Here is a 6,000-nt window from a genome sequence, read left to right on the forward strand (position 1 = left end):
GACTTATACGCTTGAAAATCAAAGTAGGTCTGATTGTAGTTTATAGCAATCCCTTTTACATTTTCAATATAAAATACATGTAATGTTTTTCACAAGTCTTTGTGCTTCTTTAGAAGTTACGTGTATTCCATAAAATAAGTAGCTTTATAGAATTATCGGTGAGGAAAATGACGAAAAATGCTATTTTTTCATACATAATGAAGGAAAAATGGAAAAAAACGAAAATATATAATAGTTATTAGGGAATTTTGCATGAATATAGTTTATTTTGGTAGTTTCCTTACAAAAATGTAAGCTAAATGTAAGCTATTGTGATAGTTATTTCGACAATTTTTTTATACAATAATAATAACAGTTCGTACGTGATGGTGGATGCTGTAGATAAGAGCGAAAAGGAGAGATCGACATGGAATGGATTCATGAGTTATTTCAGCAATACGGTTATTGTGTAGTACTTTTTGGCTTGCTATTAGAGTATATTGCCCTTCCGTTTCCTGGAGAGCCAACACTAGCATACGCAGGGTTTTTGGCGCAAAAAGGAGATTTGCACTTACCTATTTTAATTATTTTGTCATTTATTGGTACAAGTGTTGGGATGACAATTCAGTACTTTTTAGGAAATAAACTGGGTATGCCTTTTGTACAGAAATATGGGAAGTATGTGTTTTTAACACAAAGAAAAATTGATTTAACAAGAATGTGGTTTGATAAATATGGATATTTCCTTATCTTTATCGGATTCTTTATTCCAGGCGTACGTCACTTTACAGGATACTTTGCAGGGATTATTAATTTGCCGTTCCGTCGCTTTGCAATGACGATTTACGCTGGTGCACTATTCTGGGTATCTTTCTTCTTAATTGGTGGTTATTGGTTAGGTGGAAACTTACATGATATTTTTGGATTGCTTGAACAGCACATTGGAAAAATTATCTTCGGAGTCATTGTTATTGTAGCGGTTACGTTAGGCGTTCGTTTCCGTAAACAATTAAAACGCGTATTTGTACAAAGTGTAAATTAATATGGAATCCATTCTATGTCGAAAATTGGAAGAACAGTGCGAGCGAGCACTGTTCTTTTTTATTGAAATCCAGCTCCATCCCCTCACATTCTGAGCGAGCCGCTTATGCTTTTTATCCTAAAATCCCTGCCTCAAGATTCAGAGAGAAATAAGGAAGCTAGGTGGGGGTAGTTCAATGTATGTTCCATTTTGCTTTTATTTTACCTGTAAGGTTTTCACCGGTAACTACAATATAATAGGTTCCTGTTTTTGTTGCTGCGAGTTGATAAGTATCTGTATTTATTTCGGAAACAGGTACGTTTTTGTTAAATTCACTAGCAAAGTGGAGACCATGACCATAGCTATTATTTCCCCCAACTAAAAATTGAACATTCATTTCAATAATTGCTCCCTCTTTAGCATAAATAGGGATTTTATGTTTCCCATTAAAATAGGAGAAGGTTGCTTCAAATTCATTTTCTGTCGTGTGTTCCACCCATTGTTCTTTCTTTGTAAAATCGATTGCTGCAATTGTAATAAATAAAATGGGAATGAGAATAGGGATGCTATATCGAAACCATTTTGCTTTTTGAGCGATATATGTGCATAAGTAAAAGAAAAGAGCACATATTGCTCCAATTGAACCTGCAATGAAATAGATGATAAATGGATCGCTACTAAACAATGGAAAAGGAAGAAAAAATAGATAACCAAAAATGATATACAGTAATGCTTTTTTTGTAATGTTTGTTTGTTTTAGAGCGAGTTTATCAATAATGAATGAGCACAAAATAGCATAGCAAAAGAGAACATAGAACCAAGGATTATACAGTAACGCAGATAATAACGCTGAGAGTTTATAGAAATCAAAGCTATCTTGCATAAAGAAAAAAAGCATGAAAGAAAACGAGAGAAAACAGGCTGCACAAAGTTTGATGAGAAGATCAGAAAAAATCTTTTTTTTATCCATAGTTCACCTCGCATATTATGTGTTTTAAATATATTAGATAGAACTTTTTAATATGAATGCATAATTATTTTTGATACATATCAATGTCAAAGTGGAAATTATAATTGATAAAAAAGAGGCCGGAAGATTTATCTTCCAGCCTCTTTTTATTAAGAATTGCTCTCGATTCCTCGGCTACTCTCTTCTTCAGCATCTTGCAATAGGTTAAATACATCTGCCAAGCAAAAGGCGATAAACCAAGTCCAAAGACCGTGGAAGACAGCTGAGCTTAATTGAAGTGGTAATGTATAGTTTGTCATTGAGTAGGAAATACATCCTCCAACGATTCCGATCATTGTTAATAGCATTGTTTTTTGTGCATTTTCTTCTGGATTAAAAAGGAATAAAATGTATCCGCCTAATATTGAAGCGCTTACAGCGGATTCGATTCCATTAAAAATGATATGTTCTCCAAGCTGAATGTTTGTCCAGAAGCAAATCATGCCTCCAATGATAGCAAACAGGACAGCTACCATGTACCGTATATGCTGATTCATATGTTCATCTCCTTATGTAATAAGATGATTTGGAAGTCAAAAAGGTAGGTATAGTAAGTAAATAGAAGTTAATTTTAATTGTGTGAATCTTTTTAGTAAAAGATTAATAGAAGAATAAATAAGATGGTTGTCTTTTTTTTACAGTGTGACAATTATAACTGAAATATACCTGACTTCTCATTTCTTTTTTGTAAGTCTCACTGTATTATAACATATTTAGCTTAATAATAATAGAATTATCTGATTTTGTAATAAGTGTAAAATAATTTTAAGAAATAAAGTATATGGATTAATATTCCATTTTATTGTACAATTAATTTAATTGAATTTTTAGTTAATTCAAAAGGGAGGGCATTAGATGGGGACACAAAAGCAGCATATCATAGTTACACCTACGAAAAGTATAGGCATTTCTTTAGTATTAACGTTTTTGTTTGGTTCTTTTGGAATGTTGTATTCAACAATTATTGGTGCAATTATTATGATTATTATTGAGTTAATTGTTGGTATTGTAACATTTGGTATAGGGCTTTTTGTTACACATTTTATTTGTATGGTTTGGGGAGCAATTGCCGCTCATAATTACAATCAAAGATTATTGAGTGGAACGAATACTTATACATCATAATTTAGCTGGCATAAGTAATTGATATGAACGAACATGCCGGCCATTGGTAATGAGGTAAAAAAAGACGCAAGGAATTGTAATTCCTTGCGTCTTCTTATATTCGTTTGAAACGTCCAACGATTTCAACGGTTTCTGTAATATTCATAAACGCATGATTGTCTACATGACGAATGATACGCTTTATTTCTCCTAATTCGTAACGAGTTACGACAGTATAAATCATTTTTTTCTTATGGTTGGTATAGCCACCGACAGCGTCTACCATTGTTACACCACGTATGCCGTGATGCAGTAGTGCGCTTTTAATTTCCTCGCCTTTTTCTGTAATTGTCATTATCGTTAATTTAATGTGTTTTGTATGCACAGCATCGATTACCTTGCTGGCAACAAAACGGCTAATTAACGTGTACAGTGTAATGTCCCATCCGAAAATAAAGCCAGCGACAACAAGTAAGGCTAGGTTGAAGCCAAAAATAATGGCACCAATTGAAATGTCTTTATATTTCGCTACAATCAATCCAACAACATCAAAACCACCAGTGGATGATGCAAATCGGAATATAATTCCGGATGCTGCACCACAGATAACACCACCAAATACAGATGAAAGTAAAATGTCATTCGAAACTTGATGTACTGGGATAATGTTCATGGCTGCAGATGATACTGCCACGAAGTAAGCTGTTAAGAAAGTTGTTTTCTTCCCTAAGTAAAAATGACTTAGAACAAGTAGTGGGATGTTTAATAAAAAGATAAGTGCACCGATATTATAATGCATTAAATAACCGATAATCATCCCGACACCAGCGAAACCACCGCTAATCATATTATGCGGGATAAAAAACATATTCATTGAAATAGCATACAAAATGGAAGCTATAAAAATAACAATCAACTGTATTACAAATTCTAAATGAAATGTTCTAGCTGCTGGGAAGGATAAAAAGGCGGTGTCGGGAACGTAATCGGTGTCTCCTAATTGACCCATAGTATGTTTCATCTCCATATTCATTTTTGATTACAAGAAGAGAATAATGCTTTTTTCAAAAACTGGCAATAGTTTTATGGTAATGAAAAAATGTTTTAAATTTATGAAAATTCTAACCAAATTGGTGGTATATGTGGTTATAAAAAAAGAAGTGAATACAATGGAATTTTGTATCATATTTTGAAAAGAAAAGGAAATAGAGAACATCCAAAGAATGTGCTAAAATGAGCTTATTAAGGATGTGAAGCGATGGAATTTTTATTGCAAGATGCAATTCTATATATATCTTTTGTAACGACAGCGCTTTGTTTATTAGAAGTCTTTTTTCTCACTAATGTTTCTCGTTTTGTACGTCAACAAACATCAAGTGGTAGACAAAAAGCGTTTGCACTAGTTGATACATGTGAAGATAGTCTCAATAATGTTCCACTCTTTTCTATTTTCTATAAATATGGAATGGTTCGTTCGGTTCGTAGACAAGAATCGAGCGGAGAGAGTGACGAGGTCGGTCCGTATACACCAATGTTTCGCTAAATAATTACGAAACATTGGAGGAATGAACATGTTAAAATCATACCGAGCTGTGCTCGTTAGTTTATCATTATTATTTGTTTTTGTTTTATCTGGTTGTAGTAATAGCGGTCCAATTGATGCAAATAGTGCAGGGCTTTGGGACCATTATTTTGTTTATCCAATCTCATTTATGCTTCAATTTGTTGCTCATCATGTGCCTAGCGGAAGCTTTGGTATTGCAATCATTATCATTACGCTTGTGGTTCGTTCAGCGATGATTCCATTAGCTGTTTCGCAATATCGCAGTCAAATGAAAATGAAAAAAATGCAGCCTGAATTGCAGAAGCTAAAGAAAAAGCACGGTGATGTAAGCAAAGATATTGAAAAACAAAAACAGTATCAAAAAGAAATGTCCGAACTAATGAAAGCAGGCGGTTGGAACCCACTCGCTGGGTGCTGGCCAATCTTTATACAAATGCCAATTTTCTCAGCATTGTATTATGCGATTAGCCGGACTGAAGAGATTCGTACATCTTCATTTTTATGGGTAAACTTAGGACATGCAGATCCGTATCATATTTTACCGATTATCGCAGCGTTAACCACGTTTATTCAAATGAAAATTATGCAGTCAAATATAGCAGCAGGAGAGCAGGTTTCAATGCTTAAAATGCAGCAAGTTATGATGCCAGCAATGATCTTATTTATGGGATTTGCTGCACCATCAGGACTTGTCTTGTATTGGATTACAGGTAATCTATTTACAATGACACAAATGATTGTACTCAGAAAAGTGATGGAACGTGAAGAAGGACAATTACAAAATGCATAGAAGGAAGCCACTCATTTAGGAGTGGCTTTTTTGTGCTACTGAAGTTTGCTATTACATTTATGGTTGGAAATTCTTTTAAAAGTAGTTAAGGAAAAGTTAAGAAAGCAATTTTAGTATATGCAGTGTATACGAAAGTGTACAAGTTTTCGAAATCTATGTGATACAAAATGAAGGAGGAAGTTTCCTATGAAGAAGAAAAAAACAGTTGGATATTTAGTAGCTGCCGGAGCTTTATCACTAGGAATCATGGGGGGAGCAGGTATCCCTGCTTTTGCAGCAACTAACGATGCAAATTCTACAGTAGCATCAGACCAAACGACAAAAGGGAATTCGAATCAAAAATTGGATGAAGCAACGAAACAACAAGTAAAAACAATTATGGAGAACGCTAAAAAGCAATTAGCTGAATTAGGTGTGAATCTTCCTGAAAAAGGGAAGCGAGGAGAAATGTTCGCAAACCTTGATGATCAGACGAAAGAAAAAGTAAAAGCGATTATGGAGCAGAAGAAAGCAGGAACATTAACGCATGAACA

The 6,000-nt window shown here is 34.0% G+C and carries 7 protein-coding genes and 1 pseudogene; 5 read left to right on the forward strand and 3 right to left on the reverse strand.

Translation table 11 applies throughout. From position 1 onward, the window contains the following. Positions 1-406 precede the first annotated feature (406 nt). Positions 407-1,021, forward strand: a complete 615-nt coding sequence (locus BLV40_RS24925; protein WP_026594137.1) for a DedA family protein — start codon at positions 407-409, stop codon at positions 1,019-1,021. Positions 1,022-1,193: 172 nt separating this feature from the next. Here the strand turns inward: BLV40_RS24925 and BLV40_RS24930 are convergent, their stop codons facing one another. Both BLV40_RS24930 and BLV40_RS24935 read right to left on the reverse strand, forming a co-directional pair. Further along, a complete protein-coding gene (locus tag BLV40_RS24930) occupies positions 1,194-1,970 on the reverse strand; it encodes a hypothetical protein (RefSeq protein ID WP_090694931.1) in 777 nt (258 codons plus the stop codon). A 149-nt stretch (positions 1,971-2,119) separates the two neighbouring features. Next, positions 2,120-2,506 carry a DUF3938 domain-containing protein gene (locus BLV40_RS24935; RefSeq protein ID WP_090694934.1) on the reverse strand — a complete coding sequence of 129 codons (387 nt, stop codon included), beginning with the start codon at positions 2,504-2,506 and terminating at the stop codon, positions 2,120-2,122. Between the two features lie 358 nt (positions 2,507-2,864). On the opposite strand from BLV40_RS24935, the gene BLV40_RS24940 reads away from it, so the two are divergent. After that, positions 2,865-3,134 (forward strand): hypothetical protein, encoded by a 270-nt coding sequence (locus BLV40_RS24940; protein ID WP_026594140.1) that lies wholly within the window; start codon positions 2,865-2,867, stop codon positions 3,132-3,134. A gap of 94 nt (positions 3,135-3,228) precedes the next feature. On the opposite strand, the gene BLV40_RS24945 is transcribed toward BLV40_RS24940, so the two are convergent. Further along, a complete protein-coding gene (locus BLV40_RS24945) occupies positions 3,229-4,122 on the reverse strand; it encodes a YitT family protein (RefSeq protein WP_026594141.1) in 894 nt (297 codons plus the stop codon). A gap of 249 nt (positions 4,123-4,371) precedes the next feature. On the opposite strand from BLV40_RS24945, the gene BLV40_RS24950 reads away from it, so the two are divergent. From BLV40_RS24950 to BLV40_RS24960, 3 genes and pseudogenes are all read left to right on the forward strand, one after another. After that, complete coding sequence (locus tag BLV40_RS24950) at positions 4,372-4,656, forward strand: hypothetical protein (RefSeq protein WP_026594142.1); 285 nt, start codon at positions 4,372-4,374, stop codon at positions 4,654-4,656. Between the two features lie 28 nt (positions 4,657-4,684). After that, the gene (locus BLV40_RS24955; protein ID WP_026594143.1) at positions 4,685-5,467 is read left to right on the forward strand and encodes a membrane protein insertase YidC; all 783 of its coding nucleotides are present in this window, start codon (positions 4,685-4,687) and stop codon (positions 5,465-5,467) included. Between the two features lie 186 nt (positions 5,468-5,653). Then, positions 5,654-6,000: pseudogene (locus tag BLV40_RS24960) on the forward strand (hypothetical protein); the annotation flags it as partial.

The organism is Bacillus sp. 166amftsu (genome assembly GCF_900107445.1).
Classification (GTDB): Bacteria; Bacillota; Bacilli; order Bacillales; family Bacillaceae_G; genus Bacillus_A; species Bacillus_A arachidis.

Coding starts and splice junctions, on each gene's coding strand:
- BLV40_RS24940 (WP_026594140.1), top strand. CDS start 2,865: ATGGGGACACAAAAGCAGCATATCATAGTTACACCTACGAAAAGTATA.
- BLV40_RS24930 (WP_090694931.1), bottom strand. CDS start 1,970: ATGGATAAAAAAAAGATTTTTTCTGATCTTCTCATCAAACTTTGTGCA.
- BLV40_RS24950 (WP_026594142.1), top strand. CDS start 4,372: ATGGAATTTTTATTGCAAGATGCAATTCTATATATATCTTTTGTAACG.
- BLV40_RS24955 (WP_026594143.1), top strand. CDS start 4,685: ATGTTAAAATCATACCGAGCTGTGCTCGTTAGTTTATCATTATTATTT.
- BLV40_RS24945 (WP_026594141.1), bottom strand. CDS start 4,122: ATGGGTCAATTAGGAGACACCGATTACGTTCCCGACACCGCCTTTTTA.
- BLV40_RS24935 (WP_090694934.1), bottom strand. CDS start 2,506: ATGAATCAGCATATACGGTACATGGTAGCTGTCCTGTTTGCTATCATT.
- BLV40_RS24925 (WP_026594137.1), top strand. CDS start 407: ATGGAATGGATTCATGAGTTATTTCAGCAATACGGTTATTGTGTAGTA.